16 protein-coding genes are annotated in these 18,493 nt (G+C 47.5%); 6 read left to right on the forward strand and 10 right to left on the reverse strand.

The features are described 5' to 3' along the window. Positions 1–35: 35 nt before the first annotated feature. The 8 genes from Undi14_RS13075 to Undi14_RS13110 form a co-directional block, all read right to left on the reverse strand. Positions 36–2,891, reverse strand: coding sequence for a 2-oxoglutarate dehydrogenase E1 component (locus Undi14_RS13075; RefSeq protein ID WP_200180728.1), 2,856 nt, complete (start codon positions 2,889–2,891; stop codon positions 36–38). Between the two features lie 294 nt (positions 2,892–3,185). Further along, on the reverse strand, positions 3,186–4,490 hold the full coding sequence (gltA, locus tag Undi14_RS13080; RefSeq protein WP_186885506.1) for a citrate synthase: 1,305 nt from the start codon (positions 4,488–4,490) through the stop codon (positions 3,186–3,188). A 63-nt stretch (positions 4,491–4,553) separates the two neighbouring features. After that, complete coding sequence (locus Undi14_RS13085) at positions 4,554–4,862, reverse strand: succinate dehydrogenase assembly factor 2 (protein WP_370589952.1); 309 nt, start codon at positions 4,860–4,862, stop codon at positions 4,554–4,556. A gap of 68 nt (positions 4,863–4,930) precedes the next feature. Continuing rightward, entirely contained in the window at positions 4,931–5,641 is a 711-nt protein-coding gene (locus Undi14_RS13090; RefSeq protein WP_186885508.1) for a succinate dehydrogenase iron-sulfur subunit, read from the reverse strand. Between the two features lie 12 nt (positions 5,642–5,653). After that, positions 5,654–7,429, reverse strand: coding sequence for a succinate dehydrogenase flavoprotein subunit (sdhA, locus tag Undi14_RS13095; RefSeq protein WP_200180730.1), 1,776 nt, complete (start codon positions 7,427–7,429; stop codon positions 5,654–5,656). Positions 7,430–7,431: 2 nt separating this feature from the next. Beyond that, positions 7,432–7,800 carry a succinate dehydrogenase, hydrophobic membrane anchor protein gene (gene sdhD / locus Undi14_RS13100; protein WP_186885510.1) on the reverse strand — a complete coding sequence of 123 codons (369 nt, stop codon included), beginning with the start codon at positions 7,798–7,800 and terminating at the stop codon, positions 7,432–7,434. Continuing rightward, positions 7,801–8,208 carry a succinate dehydrogenase, cytochrome b556 subunit gene (gene sdhC / locus Undi14_RS13105; RefSeq protein ID WP_186885511.1) on the reverse strand — a complete coding sequence of 136 codons (408 nt, stop codon included), beginning with the start codon at positions 8,206–8,208 and terminating at the stop codon, positions 7,801–7,803. Between the two features lie 172 nt (positions 8,209–8,380). Further along, on the reverse strand, positions 8,381–9,184 hold the full coding sequence (locus Undi14_RS13110; RefSeq protein WP_186885512.1) for a GntR family transcriptional regulator: 804 nt from the start codon (positions 9,182–9,184) through the stop codon (positions 8,381–8,383). A gap of 343 nt (positions 9,185–9,527) precedes the next feature. Between Undi14_RS13110 and Undi14_RS13115 the strand changes: the two genes are divergently transcribed. The 5 genes from Undi14_RS13115 to Undi14_RS13135 all read left to right on the forward strand — a co-directional run bounded on the left by Undi14_RS13115 (position 9,528) and on the right by Undi14_RS13135 (position 15,356). After that, on the forward strand, positions 9,528–10,517 hold the full coding sequence (locus tag Undi14_RS13115; RefSeq protein ID WP_186885513.1) for a malate dehydrogenase: 990 nt from the start codon (positions 9,528–9,530) through the stop codon (positions 10,515–10,517). 65 nt (positions 10,518–10,582) lie between these two features. Continuing rightward, a complete protein-coding gene (locus Undi14_RS13120) occupies positions 10,583–11,569 on the forward strand; it encodes a CoA ester lyase (RefSeq protein ID WP_200180732.1) in 987 nt (328 codons plus the stop codon). Next, positions 11,566–12,048, forward strand: a complete 483-nt coding sequence (locus Undi14_RS13125) for a hypothetical protein (RefSeq protein WP_200180734.1) — start codon at positions 11,566–11,568, stop codon at positions 12,046–12,048. Before Undi14_RS13120 ends, Undi14_RS13125 begins: the two co-directional genes overlap by 4 nt. 125 nt (positions 12,049–12,173) lie before the next feature. Then, positions 12,174–14,912, forward strand: a complete 2,739-nt coding sequence (gene acnA / locus Undi14_RS13130) for an aconitate hydratase AcnA (protein WP_200180735.1) — start codon at positions 12,174–12,176, stop codon at positions 14,910–14,912. A gap of 234 nt (positions 14,913–15,146) precedes the next feature. Beyond that, positions 15,147–15,356: a hypothetical protein gene (locus Undi14_RS13135; protein WP_200180736.1), complete on the forward strand. Its 210-nt coding sequence runs from the start codon at positions 15,147–15,149 to the stop codon at positions 15,354–15,356. Positions 15,357–15,428: 72 nt separating this feature from the next. On the opposite strand, the gene Undi14_RS13140 is transcribed toward Undi14_RS13135, so the two are convergent. Further along, positions 15,429–16,619 carry a cystathionine beta-lyase gene (locus tag Undi14_RS13140; RefSeq protein WP_200180737.1) on the reverse strand — a complete coding sequence of 397 codons (1,191 nt, stop codon included), beginning with the start codon at positions 16,617–16,619 and terminating at the stop codon, positions 15,429–15,431. Between the two features lie 461 nt (positions 16,620–17,080). On the opposite strand from Undi14_RS13140, the gene Undi14_RS13145 reads away from it, so the two are divergent. Next, positions 17,081–17,965 carry a transporter substrate-binding domain-containing protein gene (locus Undi14_RS13145; protein WP_200180738.1) on the forward strand — a complete coding sequence of 295 codons (885 nt, stop codon included), beginning with the start codon at positions 17,081–17,083 and terminating at the stop codon, positions 17,963–17,965. Positions 17,966–18,041: 76 nt separating this feature from the next. On the opposite strand, the gene Undi14_RS13150 is transcribed toward Undi14_RS13145, so the two are convergent. Beyond that, positions 18,042–18,485, reverse strand: coding sequence for a hypothetical protein (locus Undi14_RS13150; RefSeq protein WP_200180739.1), 444 nt, complete (start codon positions 18,483–18,485; stop codon positions 18,042–18,044). Positions 18,486–18,493: the final 8 nt, after the last annotated feature.

Raw genomic sequence — 18,493 nt, forward strand, 5'->3', positions numbered from 1 at the left:
AACACTGCACCAGCTTCTGGTGCAGTGCCGCGTCATTATTTAGTCAGGACAAAGCCCTTGAGTTTGGAAAATGCCGTTTCCAGCAATGCTTTTTGCTGCGCATAGTGCTTGTCATAGTAACCGACAGCTGGCGATGCACTCGCTGGACGACCTGCGTAAGCAAGTTTTTGGCCTTCTTCCAGACTTTCAAAAATATTGTGCTGAATCTGGAACCATGGACCTTGATTTTGCGGTTCATCCTGTGCCCATACCAGCTCTGCCAGGTTAGGGAATTTTTTCAATTCCGCAGCGAAGCTCTTATGTGGGAATGGATACAACTGCTCAACACGGATGATCGCAGTATCTGTCTGACCACGCTCTTTACGTGCATTGACCAGATCGTAGTACACCTTGCCGGAGCAAGCGATCACGCGTTTGACTTTCTTCGCATCGATCGTTTCGTCAACTTCACCAATCACAGTATGGAAGCTGCCTTTTGCCAAATCAGACAATGGAGAGCCTGCATCTTTGTTACGCAACAAGGATTTCGGCGTCATGATCACGAGTGGCTTGCGGAACTGACGAATCATCTGACGGCGCAACAGATGGAAAATCTGTGCTGCAGTTGTCGGCTGAACGACTTGCATATTGTTGTCTGCACACAATTGCAGGAAACGTTCAGGACGAGCGGATGAATGCTCAGGGCCCTGACCTTCGTAACCATGTGGCAGCATCATCACCAGACCGCATGCACGACCCCATTTCACTTCACCGGAACTGATGAACTGATCGATCACGACCTGCGCACCGTTAGCGAAATCGCCGAACTGTGCTTCCCAGATAGTCAGTGTATTTGGCTCTGCTGTGGAATAGCCATATTCAAAGCCCAGTACCGCTTCTTCTGACAAAACGGAATCGATAACAGTAAATGGTGCCTGTTTATCAGAGATATTTTGCAGAGGAATGTACGTACCTGCATCCCAACGTTCACGCTTCTGATCATGCAGAACAGCATGACGATGCACGAAGGTACCACGACCAGCGTCCTGACCTGTCAGGCGAATTGCATAACCGGAGGAAACCAGAGAAGCATAAGCAAGGTGTTCGCCCATACCCCAGTCCAGATTCATTTCACCACGACCCATCGTAGCGCGGTCGCCGAGAACTTTTTCTACCAGACTATGAGGTTTGAAGCCTTCAGGCACGACAGTGATACGCTCAGCCAGACGTTTCAGCTCAGTCAGCGGCACAGCTGTATCAGCAGCATCGGTCCATTTACGGTTCAGGAATGGAATCCAGTCAACCGCAAATTTGTTTTTAAAGTTAGAGATAACAGGGTCATGGGTATGCTTACCAGCATCCATCGCATCGCGATAAGCTTTCACCATCTGATCGCCGCCATCGGCAGGAATCGTACCTTGCGCAGCCAGCTTATCTGCATACAATTTACGCGTACCAGGATGTTGTCCGATTTTCTTGTACATCAGCGGTTGTGTCAATGCTGGCGTATCTTGTTCGTTGTGACCCAATTTACGATAGCAGATGATGTCGACAACGATGTCTTTCTTGAATTCCATACGGTAATCAAGAGCAATTTGCGTTGCCAGAACAACGGCTTCAGGATCATCCGCATTCACGTGCAATACCGGTGCTTCAATCATCTTGACGACGTCAGAGCAATACAATGTGGAACGGGAATCGCGTGGATCAGATGTCGTGAAACCGATCTGATTGTTAATCACGATATGCACTGTACCACCAGTGCCGTAGCCACGTGTCTGCGCCAGATTCAGGGTTTCCATCACAACGCCCTGCCCTGCGAAAGCGGCATCGCCGTGGACCAGAATAGGCAATACTTGTGAGCCATCTTTGTCACCGCGACGATCCATACGCGCTTTGACAGAGCCTTCAACCACAGGATTAACGATTTCCAGATGGGAAGGATTGAATGCCAGAGACAGGTGAACCGGACCGCCTGGAGTAGAAATATCGGATGAGAAGCCTTGGTGATATTTAACGTCGCCTGCTGGCAAGTCGTCACCGTGTTTGCCTTCAAATTCAGCAAACAAATCCTGCGGCATTTTACCCAAAGTATTGACCAGAACGTTCAGACGGCCACGGTGGGCCATACCGATAACGATTTCCTCGACACCGCGCTCACCTGCGCGCTGAATTGTTTCATCTATCGATGCGATGAAACTTTCGCCACCTTCGAGAGAAAAACGTTTCTGACCGACGTATTTAGTATGAAGATAGCGTTCCAGTCCTTCTGCAGCCGTCAAACGGTCGAGAATGTGTTTTTTCTTCTCTGGAGTAAAGGAAGGCGTGGAACGGATGGATTCAAGTTTTTGCTGTATCCAGCGTTTTTCAGCTGGATCGCTGATATACATGAACTCGGCACCGATGGAACGGCAGTAAGTATCACGTAAAAAATTAATCAGGTCACGTAAAGAAGCTAATTCAGGTCCGAAATAGGTATTCGAGATATTGAATTTGATGTCCATGTCGGCATCGGTGAATCCGTAAAAACTAGGATCCAGCTCAGGGATGCCTGGACGCTCCTGACGTTGCAAAGGATCAAGGTTAGCCCAGTGGCTACCCAGGAAACGATAAGCTGCAATCAGCTGCTGTGCGAAAACACGCTTACGTCCCATATCGGCATCGGCGTTTGCGCTAACGGCACGGATAGGACCTTGTTTTGCACGTTCCGCAAAAGAAGCAATCACGGGTGCGTGAGCAACGTCGGGCTTACTGGAGCCATCAACTGCTGGCACGTGTTGCATGGCGTCGAAATACGCACGCCAGTTTTCAGGAACAGAACCGGGATTATTCAGATACGCTTCGTAAAGTTCCTCTACATACGGCGCATTGCCGCCGAACAAATACGAATTAGCGTTATATTGTTGCATCATCTTGCTCACCTTTCTTCGCGTTTCGCGAGATTAGCGGGTTAGTCTAACCTTCCGCGACACGGCCTGACCGGTTAGCGGATTGCACATCAAGTTGTGGGGAAGGGCTTGTTTCAAACTATTCTCGTATCGGAGTCAAAACGCACATCATTGACAATATATTTTTTGATTCCAAAACGAAAAAACATCTAAAATTTACATTCGAGCCGAAGCATAGCATATTTAACGAATAAAAAAAAAGCGAGCCACAAAGACTCGCTTTTTTCGATGCTGCAGTGCAGTAGCTGATCAACAGAATTAACGCTTATCGATCGCAGGAACGTCGCGCTTTGCGGCACCAACGAACAATTGACGTGGGCGTCCGATTTTTTGCTCAGGATCAGAAATCATTTCTTTCCATTGCGCAATCCAACCGACTGTACGCGCCAGAGCGAAAATACCAGTAAACAAGGCAGTTGGGATACCCAGTGCGCGCTGTACGATACCAGAGTAGAAGTCAACGTTCGGGTACAACTTACGGCTAACGAAGTATTCGTCTTCCAACGCGATTTTTTCCAGAGCCATTGCCAGTTTAAACAGTGGATCATCTTGCAGACCCAGTTCTTGCAATACTTCATAGCAAGTTTCGCGCATCAGTTTTGCACGTGGATCATAGTTTTTATAAACACGATGACCAAAGCCCATCAGCTTGACGCCAGAGTTTTTGTCTTTGACCTGAGCGATGAAGTTAGGAATATTATCGACGCTGCCGATTTCTTCCAGCATGCTCAGTGCAGCCTCATTTGCACCGCCGTGAGCAGGACCCCACAAGCAAGCGATACCAGCAGCGATACATGCAAATGGATTCGCGCCAGAAGAACCAGCCAGACGTACTGTCGATGTCGACGCGTTTTGCTCGTGATCTGCATGCAAAATCAGGATGCGATCCAAAGCACGAACCAGAACTTCATTAACTTTGTATTCTGCACATGGTGTCGAGAACATCATATGCATGAAGTTCGCGCTGTAAGACAAATCGTTACGTGGATAAACGAAAGGCTGACCAATAGAATATTTATATGCCATAGCTACCAGCGTCGGCATTTTTGCTATCAGACGAATCGCTGATACTTCACGGTGATGAGGATCGTTAATATCCAGAGAATCGTGATAGAACGAAGACAACGCACCAACCGTACCAACCAGCACAGACATCGGATGTGCGTCACGGCGGAAGCCACGAAAGAAGAATTGCATCTGTTCGTGAACCATCGTGTGATTAGTCACGGTCGCAACAAATTTTGCTTTTTCTTCTGCTGTCGGCAATTCACCATTCAGCAACAAATAGCAAGTTTCAAGAAAATCACCGCCGTTAACCGCTAACTGCTCAATCGGATAGCCGCGGTACAGCAACTCACCTTTATCACCATCAATATAGGTGATCGAAGAATTACATGCCGCAGTCGACATGAAACCTGGATCATATGTAAACATGCCAGTAGAGCCATACAACTTACGGATGTCTATAACATCAGGACCAATCGATCCCTTGTAAATCGGCATATCCAATGATGGCGAGCCATCAGAGAATGAGAGGGTTGCTTTTGTTTCAGAATTAGTCATGGCTCTTCCTTCAGATAAGAGGTGAGTCGTTAATCAAAAAAACACAAAAAAAATCATTTCCAGTCAGGCAATCCGCAGACGAGAGAGCAAAGCGTGAACATGTGGCAAATCCACTTCTGCTTCCGGCTCTTTCTTCGCCATTATCAAGTCCATCAGGACACTGTCTGACAATTCCATCAGGCGACTGAAGGCATCCACCTCTTCATCACTTAATGACTCTTCATTGATATCCAGAAATCGCGTCAGTATCAGATCGTTTTCTAATAATCCGCGTCGCGCACGCCAGCGAAGACGAGCACGCTTCACCGGATCACTTTGATGAGAATTTCCTGCAAGCTCAGACATAGTTACTTTCTCTTTTAATGCTTCCATTTCATGCAGCTCTTCAAAAAAAACTGCATGAAATAGAAGTGGCGCCTGACAGCGCCACTTCAAATTGATCAGACTGCGCGACGAACCATTAATTCTTTGATTTTGCCAATTGCCCGGGTCGGATTCAGACCTTTAGGGCAAACATCAACACAGTTCATGATTGAGTGGCAACGGAACAAACGATATGGATCTTCCAGATTATCCAGACGCTGCGCAGTTGCCTCATCACGTGAATCGGCGATAAAACGGTATGCCTGCAACAAACCTGCAGGGCCAACGAATTTATCAGGATTCCACCAGAACGATGGGCATGATGTTGAGCAGCATGCACAAAGAATACATTCGTACAAGCCATCTAACTCTTCACGCTCTTCAGGTGATTGCAGACGCTCTTTTTCCGGAGGAATAGAGTCATTCATCAAGTAAGGCTTAATGGAATTGTATTGCTTGAAGAATTGCGTCATATCCACGATCAGATCGCGAATCACAGGCAAACCTGGCAAAGGACGCAAAACGATAGGCTCAGACAATTCATTCAGATTGGTAGTACAAGCCAGACCATTCTTACCGTTGATATTCATCGCATCAGAACCGCACACACCTTCACGGCATGAACGACGCAAAGCCAATGAATCATCAACGTCGGCCTTGATGCGTTGCAATGCATCAAGTAACATTTTGTCGGTATCTTGCAATTCGACGGTCAGATCCTGCATGTAAGGCTTTGCATCCTTATCAGGATCATAGCGATAAATTTTAAATTTCAGTGTACGTGCCATAGTGTTATCTCTTTAGAATGTACGAGCTTTTGGCTTGAAGGTTTCAACAGTCAGAGGCTTAGTCACAACTGGTTTGTAGTCGAGGCGATTGCCTTCGGAATACCAGAGGGTATGCTTCATCCAGTTATCGTCATCACGTTTTTCGTAGTCGCGGTGAGCATGCGCACCACGGGATTCTTTACGTGCATTCGCCGATGTGATGGTCGCTTTTGCTGTTTCAATCAGGTTATCCAACTCCAGCGCTTCAACACGTGCCGTGTTAAATACTTTGGATTTATCTTTAAATGAAACATGCTTACGGCGCTCATCAAGCTCCATAATTTCTTTGTAGCCTTCTTGCAGTAACTCGTCAGTACGGAATACGCCGCAATGCTGCTGCATCGTTTTCCGGATGGCATTTGCCACATCCTGAACGCGCTCTGAACCGGTAGAGTTTTCAATGCGTGATAAACGCTCCAAGGCAACATCCGCCGCGTCAGCAGGCAACTCTTTATTGCTACGTGCTTTGAGGTTGCTTGCAACGATATGGTTACCCGCAGCACGTCCAAACACCAACAGATCAAGTAAAGAATTTGTACCCAGACGATTTGCACCATGCACAGATACGCAGGCACATTCACCGATCGCATACAAACCGTTGACAATTTCATTGCTACCGTTTTTAGTCGTAACAACCTGACCGTGAATATTGGTCGGAATACCACCCATCTGGTAGTGGATTGTTGGAACGACAGGAATAGGCTCTTTAGTTGCATCCACGTTCGCGAATTTATGTGCAATTTCGAGAATGGATGGCAGACGTTTTTGAATCGTGTCAGCACCAATGTGACGCAAATCAAGCATAACGTGATCTTTATTCGGACCACAGCCGCGGCCTTCTTTAATCTCCTGATCCATAGAACGGGAAACGAAATCACGCGGAGCCAGATCTTTCAGTGTTGGCGCATAGCGCTCCATGAAACGCTCACCCTGACTATTCACCAGAATACCACCCTCACCGCGCACGCCTTCAGTGATCAACACACCAGCACCCGACACACCAGTAGGATGGAATTGCCAGAATTCCATATCCTGCAAAGGCAAACCAGCCCGCGCTGCCATACCCATACCGTCACCGGTATTAATAAACGCGTTAGTAGAAGCAGCCCAGATACGGCCAGCGCCGCCGGTAGCAAAAATCGTTTGCTTGGCTTCCAGCATCATCACGTCGCCAGTTTCCATTTCCAGAGCAACAACACCGACAACATCGCCTTCAGCATCACGAATCAGATCAATTGCCATCCACTCAACGAAGAAGTGTGTACGGGCGCGGACGTTACGCTGATACAGTGTGTGCAGCAACGCGTGACCTGTACGATCGGCAGCCGCGCAGGCGCGCTGAACAGGCTTTTCACCAAAATTCGCAGTGTGACCGCCAAATGGACGTTGATAAATCGTGCCATCCGCATTGCGGTCAAATGGCATACCAAAGTGCTCCAGTTCATAGACCACTTTTGGTGCTTCGCGACACATGAATTCAATTGCATCCTGATCGCCAAGGTAATCACCACCCTTGACAGTATCAAACATGTGCCAGAACCAGTTATCCTCAGACATATTCCCCAAAGAAGCACCGATACCACCTTGTGCTGCAACCGTGTGAGAACGCGTTGGAAAGACCTTAGAGAGCACCGCGACATTCAGACCAGCTTCAGCCAATTGCAACGAAGCACGCATGCCTGAACCACCAGCACCGACGATAACCGCATCAAAACGACGGGTAGGAATTGCGGATTTAATTGCAGCCACTTTTATACTCTCCACAAAATCTGTGCTGCATAACCAGCACTAGCAACCAGCCACAAAATAGTGGCAACCTGAAATACCAGACGGACAAACACATTGTGTGTCACATAATCCATCCAGACATCACGCATACCAACCCAAGCGTGATACAACAAGCAGATAACTACGGAAAACGTCGCCAACTTAAACCATTGTTGAGCAAAAATTCCTGCCCAGCCTTCGTAAGTAAAGTTGCTGCCCGTCAAAAACATCGCCAGCAAAATAACTGTGTACGATGCCATGACGATCGCCGTAACACGTTGTGCCAGCCAATCACGCACACCGTAATGTGCACCTACAACGAGGCGCTTAGGGCCAATGTTGTTATTTGCCATTTAAAATACTCCAAACAATTTCAAGCCGATCAAGGCAGCCAAAGAAACACTGACGATCAACACGCTTAAAGCAGATTTACGCGCTGTATGCTTATCAAGACCGTAGTGAAGATCCATAATCAAATGGCGTACACCTGCACAAAAGTGATGCAGATAGGCCCAGACGAGCGCAAGAATAACCAACTTAACAAATACGCCGGAAGTAAAACGCTGCAACTCCGCGAACGACACCTCAGAAGTAACGCTCTTGTCCAACAAATACAGAATGAAAGGCAACAACAAGAACATCAACATTCCACTAATGCGGTGCAAAATAGAAACCACACCCGCCAGCGGCAAGCGGTATCCAGTTGCATCTACCAGGCGCATCACTCCATAGCGCGGCCTGTTTTTCACTACTTCAGACATAAATAATCTCCCCATTAACTAGTCTGTACAAAAACCCTGCAATTTTCGCTCATTTTGGTGCATTGCACCAACAAAAATGACCTCATTCTGCAAAACTTCTCTATCTTAATACTAAATACAATTATGCGCTGAGCTGACTCGGGCTAAAATCGCGCAAAACCAGCTCAACTTACTAGCTCAATTCATTCCGGTAATGATGACTGGTCGTCAAATATAAACCTCGCCGCAACTCCACCGGTTTATCACCATAAGTAAAAGAAACACGCTCAACATTCAGTAGCGGCGTGCCCATATTCACATGCAGCAAATGCGCAGCGACATCGTCAGCACAGACCGCTCTGATCTGTTCGGAAGCGCGAATCATATGCGTACCAAACTCGGTCTCAAACAAACCGTACATCGGCCCCTTATATTCATTCAGACGCTCCGCCGTCAAACCCTTAAAAATAGAGCCTGGCAACCACAAATCATCAAGAATTGTCGGCACACCCGAAAATGACTGAACCCGACGAATAAAGACCACAGAATCACCCGACTTAATCTCAAGCAAGCGCGCGACCTCAGCCGGCGCCCGCAAACGGCGGACTTCAATAATTTGATTTTCGGGATAATGTGGCACGCCTTCATCCGGTGCCAATCTGAGAAAACGGAACTGTGCTCTTGCCTCGTGATGAGTCGCAACGAAAGTCCCCTTCCCCTGGCGACGTACCACCAGATTTTCAGCAGACAATTCGTCGATTGCTTTGCGCACCGTTCCCTGACTAACCTTAAAGCGACTCGCCAACTCCATCTCACTGGGAATGAGCTCGCCCGGCTTCCACTCTCCGGATTGCAAACCCTGAGTAATCAATGCTTTGATTTGCTGATAAAGAGGACTAAAGGTTGGTGCCGCACCGGCAACCGAACCCGCAACGCCAGCACCAGAGCTCATCGAGCTCCCCGGATAAATATTGGCATTTGGTGTGATAGAAGTCATAGTCCGCAATTTCACCACAAAAACACCCATCACGTCCACAAATAACTACCGACTTATATATCTTATATAAGACATAAGATAGTGATTGACATGGTAAAACATAGAGCCTACACTCGCGTCCGAGCGATTGACACTGATAGCTGCAAAGGAGTAAATGCAGCAAACAACTATCAGGCAATATAGTTTGGATATCTGCAATGTAAAGCGAAAAGCTCATGGAAACATGTATTTTGGCTGACCAGCAGACAATTTCAGCGGTATCATTGAGTATTTTCCGTTGCGGGCCAGTATCGTCGCAACATGTTTGAACATCATTTTTCATACCACTTTTCGGAGATGCATCATGGCTAAATCCCCTATGCGCGTAGCTGTTACCGGCGCTGCTGGTCAAATCGGTTATTCCCTTCTGTTCCGTATTGCTAATGGCGATATGCTTGGTAAAGATCAGCCAGTCATTCTGCAATTACTGGAAATCCCAGACGAAAAAGCTCAAAAAGCGCTGAAAGGCGTGATGATGGAAATCGACGATTGCGCATTCCCATTACTGGCTGGCATGACAGCGCACAGCGACCCGATGACCGCATTCAAAGATATCGACGTTGCTTTGTTAGTTGGCGCGCGTCCACGTGGCCCTGGCATGGAACGTAAAGATCTGCTCGAAGCCAATGCGCAAATTTTCACAGTTCAAGGTAAAGCGTTAGATGCAGTTGCATCACGCAATGTCAAAGTTCTGGTGGTTGGCAATCCAGCCAACACGAATGCTTACATCGCAATGAAATCCGCACCTAATCTGCCGGCGAAAAACTTCACTGCAATGCTGCGTCTGGATCACAACCGCGCCTTGTCTCAAGTTGCTGCAAAAATTGGCAAGCCAGTTGCTGCGATTGAAAAACTCTGCGTATGGGGCAATCATTCTCCAACAATGTATGCTGACTATCGTTTTGCAACTGCAGATGGCGCTTCCGTTAAAGACTTGATCAACGATCAAGTCTGGAACAAAGACGTATTCCTGCCAACAGTAGGCAAACGCGGCGCAGCAATCATTGAAGCACGTGGCCTGTCTTCTGCTGCATCTGCAGCGAATGCAGCAATCGATCACGTACGTGACTGGGTTTTGGGCACAAACGGTAAATGGACAACGATGGGCATTCCTTCCGATGGCTCTTATGGCATCCCTGAAGGCACCATGTTCGGCTTCCCTGTGACAACAGAAAACGGCGAATACAAAATCGTTCAGGGTCTGGAAATCGACGAATTCTCTCGCGAACGCATCAACATCACACTCAACGAATTGCAAGAAGAGCGTGATGGTGTAAAACATCTGGTTGGCTGATTTAAATAAAGGCAGAATTCATTTGAATGTGAACTCTGCCTGTCAGCATTTATTGCCATAGCCTGATGCATCCTTCTCAAGCCTTATTTCAGGATCAGCTAACACCGGTATTTTTACCGGTTTGCGATCACTATGCAGGTTCAGAAAAGTTAATGCGTAAGTCTATGGCACTCCAGCAAACGCTTGGTGCTGTGTTTGACATCACGTTTGATTGCGAAGATGGTGCCGCGACCGGCAATGAAGCCGAGCACGCCAGACTGGTAGCAGATCTGCTGAATAGCCAGGAAAATCGTCACAATCGTATCGGTGTCAGAGTACACGACCTCCACCACGCAGCGTTTGAACAGGATTTATCAATCATATTGCCAGCCGCAGCACATAAACTGGCTTATGTCGTATTACCCAAAGTTGACTCAGCACCGCAGGTTGCAGACGCGATAAAAAGAATAAATTTGCATGCGGAAGCCGCTGGCAAAAAACATTTACCCGTTCATGTTCTGATTGAATCGCACGAAGCACTTGCAAATGTAATGGCGATCGCAGCTATTTCACAAGTTGAATGCCTGTCATTTGGAATTATGGATTTTGTCTCTGCCCATTTTGGCGCAATTCCTGCTACCGCAATGCGCTCACCAGGACAATTTGAACACCCTTTAGTGGTTCGTGCAAAACTTGAAATAGCTGCGGCTTGCCATCGTTACGGAAAAGTACCATCACACAATGTAACAACAGAAATCAAGGACTCCAGTATCATCGCCAATGATGCAAAGCGAGCGAAAAATGATTTAGGTTACACGCGCATGTGGAGTATTCACCCAGATCAGATTCAAACGATCATCACGACAATGGCGCCTCAATTTGATGAAGTTGTTGAGGCAACCGATATACTGATGGCTGCACAACAAAAACAATGGGCTCCGATTCAATTTCAGGGGAAATTGCATGACAGGGCCAGTTATCGTTACTACTGGACCATCTTGAAACGTGCCGCATCAGGTGCGACTAACTTGCCAGCAATGGCGCAAGCATTACTTAAAGGAGACTCTCTATGAATACCTTGTCACTCCGCATCGCAGGCTTGGTGTTTGCCGGCAGCTTTATTTTTTCTCCAATGACAGCGCAAGCTGAAATCGCAAAAAACAAAGCGAAAGTGTCCTCAAAAGCAAGCAAGACTCCAACACACTCTGCTAAGGACGAGGAAGAAGCTGAGCCGGATGTGCAATTGCATGCCAGTGCTGATTACAAATGCGAACTGGGCAATTCCCTCACCATGTACAGCAACGCAGACGATCCACAACATATTGCAATGCGTTGGAAAAAACGCCTGTACCGTATGTCCCGCGTGGAAACGACGACAGGCGCACATCGCTTCGAAAATACGAAGGCGGGCTTTATCTGGATAGGTATTCCTGCTAAAGGATTGTTACTTGATTCCCGCAAGGGACTGCAACTTGCGAACGAGTGTAAAACCAACGAGCAAGTTTTGGCCGAATCCTCAGCAATCGCTGATACTGCCGTACAAACAAAATAGTTTTCAATCTTTTTAGGTTCAAGTCCACGTCACTCAATGTACATATATATCGATGAAAATTGGGTAAAGTGGAATAGTAGTAAACATGTTATTTGATCTTTGATTTTTGTAAATAAGGAACAGCCATGAGCCAAAATGCGTATCAAGATGCATTCAAAACCCTGAAAGATTTTAAAATTTCAGACACGAAGAAAGGCAAGTTCTTCTCTTTGCCTGCACTGGAAAAAAACCTGGACGTTAAAATCTCCCGTCTGCCAGTTTCCATTCGCGTGGTTCTGGAATCTGTTCTGCGTAACTGCGACGGCAAAAAAGTTACTGAAGAACACGTTAAGCAATTAGCTAATTGGGGTGCAACAGCTTCCCGCGTTGACGAAATCCCATTCGTGGTTTCCCGCGTTGTGCTGCAAGACTTTACCGGCGTTCCTCTGCTGGCCGATCTGGCAGCAATGCGTAACGTCGCCGCAAAACAAGGCAAAAATCCAAAAAATATCGAACCATTGGTTCCAGTTGATCTGGTCGTGGATCACTCTGTACAAATCGATCATTTCCGCGAAAAGAAAGCGCTGGACCTGAACATGAAACTGGAGTTCTCGCGCAACAACGAGCGCTATCAGTTCATGAAATGGGGCATGCAGGCGTTTGATACGTTCGGCGTGGTTCCTCCTGGCTTCGGTATCGTTCACCAGGTTAACCTTGAGTACCTGGCACGTGGCGTACACAAAGTTAAAGACGCGAAGAAAAACGAAGTTTACTACCCAGACACATTGGTAGGTACTGATTCTCACACCACCATGATCAACGGTATTGGCGTGGTTGGCTGGGGCGTGGGCGGTATCGAAGCTGAAGCCGGCATGCTCGGTCAGCCAGTGTACTTCCTGACACCTGACGTGGTTGGTGTGAACCTGACTGGCGCATTGCGCGAAGGCTGCACTGCAACCGATCTGGTACTGACAATCACTGAATTGCTGCGTAAAGCAAAAGTCGTTGGTAAATTCGTTGAATTCTTCGGCGAAGGCACACGCACACTGTCCCTGACAGATCGTGCAACTATCGCCAACATGGCACCGGAATACGGCGCAACGATGGGCTTCTTCCCGGTTGACGAAGCAACCATCGACTACTTCAAAGGCACTGGCCGCACTAAAGCAGAAATCGACGCATTCGAAGGCTATTTCAAAGCACAGAAAATGTTCGGTATTCCGAAAAAAGGCGACATCGATTACACCACTGAAATTTCGCTGGATCTGTCGACAGTTTCTCCATCATTGGCGGGTCCTAAGCGCCCACAGGATCGTATCGAAATCGGTAACGTTAAATCGACATTCGCCGACCTGTTTGCAAAACCAACATCTGAAAACGGCTTCAACAAAAAAATTGAAGATCTGGATGCGGAATACACCAACGCTGATGGCGTCAAAGTTAAGAACGGCGATGTTCTGATTGCTGCGATTACTTCTTGCACTAACACGTCCAATCCTAGCGTTTTGCTGGCCGCTGGTTTGTTAGCAAAAAAAGCAGTTGAAGCTGGTTTGAAAGTAGCTCCACATATCAAAACGTCGCTGGCGCCTGGCTCCCGCGTAGTCACTAAATATCTGGAAGCGGCTGGCCTGTTGCCATATCTGGAAAAACTCGGTTTCGGTGTCACTGCTTATGGTTGCACAACCTGTATCGGTAACGCTGGCGATCTGACTCCAGCAATGAATGAAGCGATCGTTGCTAACGACATAGTGGCATCCGCTGTATTGTCTGGTAACCGTAACTTTGAAGCACGTATTCACCCGAATATCCGCTCCAACTTCCTGGCATCTCCTCCACTCGTCGTTGCTTACGCTATTGCTGGCAACATGACGAAAGACCTGATGACAGAACCAGTTGGTCGCGTTAAAGGTAAAGACATTTTCCTGGGCGATATCTGGCCAACCAGCGCAGAAATTCAAAAACTGATGAAGTTTGCGATGAATGCAAAAACATTCAAAGACAACTATGCTGACGTTAAAGGCGCGCCAGGCAAATTGTGGGAAAACATCAAAGGCGTGGCGGAAGGCGAAGTCTACAACTGGCCTGCTTCCACTTACATTGCTGAACCACCATTCTTTGCTGACTTCGCAATGGAGCCAAAAGCAGCAGCGACTGGCATCACTGGTGCACGCGCACTGGGCGTATTTGGTGACTCCATCACGACTGACCATATTTCTCCAGCTGGCTCTATCAAAGAATCCAGCCCAGCAGGTAAATGGCTGAAAGAAAATGGCGTCTTGAAAGCTGACTTCAACTCCTACGGTTCACGTCGTGGTAACCACGAAATCATGATGCGCGGTACGTTTGCCAATGTACGTATCAAAAATCTGATGATCCCTGCGAAAGAAGATGGCTCCCGCGTTGAAGGCGGTGAAACATTGTTCCAGCCAACTGGCGAACAAATGGCGATCTACGATGCAGCGATGAAATACGTTGCTGAAGGTACGCCAACCATGATCTTCGGCGGCGAAGAATACGGCACAGGCTCTTCCCGTGACTGGGCTGCCAAAGGTACGCAATTGCTGGGCGTCAAAGCAGTGATCGCACGCTCTTTCGAACGTATTCACCGCTCCAACCTGGTTGGTATGGGTGTATTGCCTTTGCAATTCCTGGGCACAGACAGCGTTGACTCCTTAGGCATCACAGGCAATGAATCCTTCGATCTGAAAGGCATAGAGAACGATATCAAACCTCAACAGGAAGTCACTCTGGTTATCCACCGTGCTAACGGTCAAACTCAGGAAGTGAAAGTTCTGTTGCGCATTGATACGCCTATCGAAGTTGATTACTACAAACATGGCGGTATCCTGCCATTCGTCTTGCGTCAATTATTGTCGGCAGCGTAATGCATCAATGCCGCTGTCAAAACAGCGGCATTGTGAATTAAAAATGGGGTGCACTCCTTCTGGAATGCACCCCATTTTTTTGCCTGACAATCTTGAAGCTTGAGTATGATTGCAAGGAAGTTGTAAGCCAGCGCGTTTAATGTAACGCTATGCCTGAATCACATCTGCCGTATCGCAGACGGCATTCAAACAATCAGATACTAAAACAGTTTTAAATTCTTTCAGGAGACAACTATGTGGAAAATTCTCGTCGGCTTTATTATTTTCGCTGCAGCAGCACTGTTTTTAATCTTCAAAGCAGGCGATAAAGTTGATATGCAAGGCGAAGCGGCTGGCCACAATCCGACCGAAGTTCACTCCGCATCCGCCAGCGCCGAAGCCACTACACCAACACCTGTTGCCGCCCCTGCTCCAGCCAGCGATGCCACTGCCAGCAGCAAATAATTTAGTTGCTCGTCTCTGCATCAATCCATTTATTTTCTGTATTGATTGCCAAGTAAAAAAAGCTGCCTTATTTCAGGCAGCTTTTTTCATTTCCACCAACGCCTGCTCAATGTCGGCGATCAAATCTGCCTGCTCTTCCAGGCCGATATTAAAGCGCACCAGAATACCTCTGAACTGCCAGCGATCCCGCATCTGTTCTATGCGGTAAGGCAGGCACAGGCTGTGCGCACCGCCCCAGCTAAAGCCAATCTTGAATAAGTTCAAACTATCGACAAAACGATCCGTTTGCTGCTCGGTATAACGCTCATCAAACAGCACTGAGAACAAGCCACCTGCTCCACTGAAATCGCGCTTCCAAACCTCATGTCCGGGGCAATCCGGAAAAGCAGGATGCAGCACCTTGCCAATCTCCGAACGTTGAGCCAGCCAGGCAGCGACTTCACGCGCACTGCGATCATGCGCCTCAAAACGCAATTTCAGGCTGGGTAAATTACGTAATACCAGATACACATCATCCATGCCCACCCCAAAGCCCAGGCGCATATGCGCCAGTTGCAAACGCGTATTGAGTGCTTTGTCTTTGGTGATGACAGCACCCATTAACACATCCGAGCCACCACTCTGGTATTTTGTCAGCGCCTGCATGATGATATCAACGCCATGGGCAAACGCCGGAAATGCGATACCAGCAGACCAGGTATTATCGAGCGCCACCAATACTCCCCGGGCGTGTGCAGCAGCACAGATCGCAGGAATATCAGGCACTTCCATCGATACCGAACCCGGTGCTTCGGTCCAGATCAGACGGGTATTTTCCTGAATCAACGCAGCAATGCCTGCACCAATCAAAGGATCATAAAAGCGTGCGCTGATACCGTAATTCTGACTCAGCCAATTCGCCAGATCGCGATTCGGGTTATAGACGTTATCCGGAATCAATACATCATCACCACTTTTCAGCAATGCCAGATCTATCAGCGTGATTGCCGCCAGCCCACTCGGCACTAACAGGCAATGATCACCCTGCTCTATTTCTGCTAAACGCGCCTCAAGGGTAAAACTGGTTGGTGTGCCATGCAGACCATAGGTGTACGAGGATTTATCCTGCCAACTGCGTGATCTCATCGCATCGACACTGTCAAACAACACTGTCGATGCGTGATGAATAGCGACAGGAAACGCACCGAAACCATCCGGCGCTGTATAAGCACTATGAATCGCACGGGTAGCAACAGCAGAGATCTGAGCTTCTTTTTTTGTCATATAACACCTTGATTGATTCAGCAATATCAAAACATCCCAGCACACATCTGTGCGAAGAATATACTCCCCCCAGTATATTGAGAGGCCAATATTCGACAAGGAGATTTCACACATTTACTCAAAAAATGGGGGAGTATCTATCAAAACCAGATTTTACCGGCCAGTTATCAGCATCATCAGCACAACTGACGCCGATCAGCAGCAATCATTCCCACCGTCAAAAACAGAACATCATAGTAATTTTGTAAAACATCGTTTCAACGCGGCAAAAACCAGCATGACCGCGGTCCAACATAAATTTCCTGTAATAAAAGTCGATTAGAATGACGCCTTTGTATCCAAGAGGACATCGCTATTTTTGCCCTTGTATCTGTCCGACCAGCAGACGCAAAAAATGCGGCCATATCAATCATTGACTACGCCACACTAAAACGAACGTACACACCCGTATTTGCAATGAGATGAATGCCCTCCGTTTAATACTCCGTAGTAGCTTACTCGCATATCTGATTCTGATTCCAGTCTTGACCCAGGCAGCAATCACCCGGGTCATCTATTCTGCCGGCGAAGTTCAGAATGAAACGCGTTTTAATGACGTGATTGAAATTCTGTGTACTGCACTGGAAAAAACCCGCTCACGATACGGTGATTATGAATGTCTTCCAGATGCGCAAATCATGCCAAAAAAACGGGTATTACAAGAGCTGGAAAAAACCGAACATAACATTAATGTCACGTGGAATCCAACCTCGATCGAGTTGGAACAGCGTTTTGCGACGATACGCTTCCCTTTGCGCAAAGGCTTGCTCGGCTATCGCGTTCTTCTGATCAACAAAGAAAATCAGCCAAAATTTGATCAGATAAAGACGCCGGAAGACCTGAAAAAAGTAAGTCTTGGTCAGGGCGTGGACTGGAATGACAATGCAATCTATGAGAACTACGGCATCAGGGTTATACAGGGGAAATATTCCCAGCTTTTCAAAATGCTGACCGCCAATCGTTTCGATGGATTCCCGCGTGGTATTGGCGAAATTCTGATCGAGTACGAAAAAAATAAAGAACGTAATCCAGAACTGAGCATAGAAAAGAATCTGCTGATTTACTATCCGTTTCCTTACTACTTTTTCTTTAACAAACAAGACTCCGCGATACGGGACAGAGTGGAAACAGGCTTACGTATCATGCAAAAAGATGGCAGCTTCGATGCGATCTTCAATAAATACCATCAAGAAGCAATCGAAAAGCTGAATTTAAAAGGACGCAACGTTATACGCCTGAGCAACCCGCTGCTTCCCAAAAATACACCGGTGAACGATGCAAAACTTTGGTACGTTCCCGTCAGGTAGCATGAACATGCGGCATATTTGCCACTCAGATTTGCGGATACTCTCTGTATAAAAAAAGGCGCTGGATGCGCCTTTTTTATTTCTTGCTGCGTCGCTTCTTCGTTTTCTGTGGATCAGTATTCACTATCTCTAACGTAAAATCCTGCCGGACATTGCCATCGGCGGATAACCAGATGCCACGCACAGTTTGCCCTTGAAGATCACCATCCCATTGACCGGAAACATCCGTACCATCCACCGATTCCTCCATACTCAGTCTGTCTGCGGTCACCTCCCCGGCAAGCAAAATTTTCTGACTTTGCGGCGCACCTGCGACAACGACATAACTGCCTTCAACACTGTCGCGATCTTCGGTCTTAGGTTGCAAATGCATACGCACATGCTTAGCACCCAATTGTCCACGCAACTCTATGGCTCTGGCAAACACAGGATTCGACATCGCACCAGCAGTTTGCAGTTCCTGCGCCTGGACGGTGCCGATAAACAGACCAGCAACCAGCGATAGTCTGACTGACAACATCAACCTCA

Origin of the sequence: Undibacterium sp. 14-3-2, assembly GCF_016595265.1 — a bacterium.
GTDB lineage: Bacteria > Pseudomonadota > Gammaproteobacteria > Burkholderiales > Burkholderiaceae_D > Undibacterium > Undibacterium aquatile.